The organism is Mesorhizobium sp. M7A.F.Ca.US.014.04.1.1, assembly GCF_003998745.1.
GTDB lineage: Bacteria > Pseudomonadota > Alphaproteobacteria > Rhizobiales > Rhizobiaceae > Mesorhizobium > Mesorhizobium ciceri.
On sequence record NZ_RZRW01001500.1, the window covers coordinates 1 to 411 of the forward strand.

Below are 411 nucleotides of genomic sequence, written 5' to 3' on the forward strand. Positions count from 1 at the left end.
AGCCGCCGAACGCTTGCGGCCATTCCTCGCAGATCAGAGGCCGAGGGTCTGACCCGTTTCCATCTGAAATCCGCAACACCGAGTTCTGGAACGCGTCAAGGGCAGAGCCGTGGGTGATATCGACCAGCACGGCCGCTGCGGCTTCAACCTTATCGGCCGCTTCGTCTACCTTGTCGAAACGCATCAGCATTCGATCGTGGAGCATCGACAACCGCGTGGCGTGGTAAAGCACGCTGCGCTTATGGTAATCCGAGTCCAGCGGCTCAAACAGTATTGTCATGACGGCAACTCCTCGCCATTTCATGTCCATTCGGGGGTGATTTGGAGGCCGCCCGCGTATAGATATTGGTCTGGCGCTCCCGAGGCCTCCGTCACGCGCTGTTGAGCTGCCCGGACCCTGCAGCACAGGGC

The 411-nt window shown here is 60.1% G+C and carries 1 protein-coding gene; it reads right to left on the minus strand.

Features of this window, described 5'->3' with window-relative positions; all coding sequences use genetic code 11:
* Nucleotides 1-280 (minus strand): hypothetical protein (locus EOA22_RS37335; protein ID WP_244514441.1); only part of this gene is annotated, 280 nt, incomplete at its 3' end.
* Nucleotides 281-411: the final 131 nt, after the last annotated feature.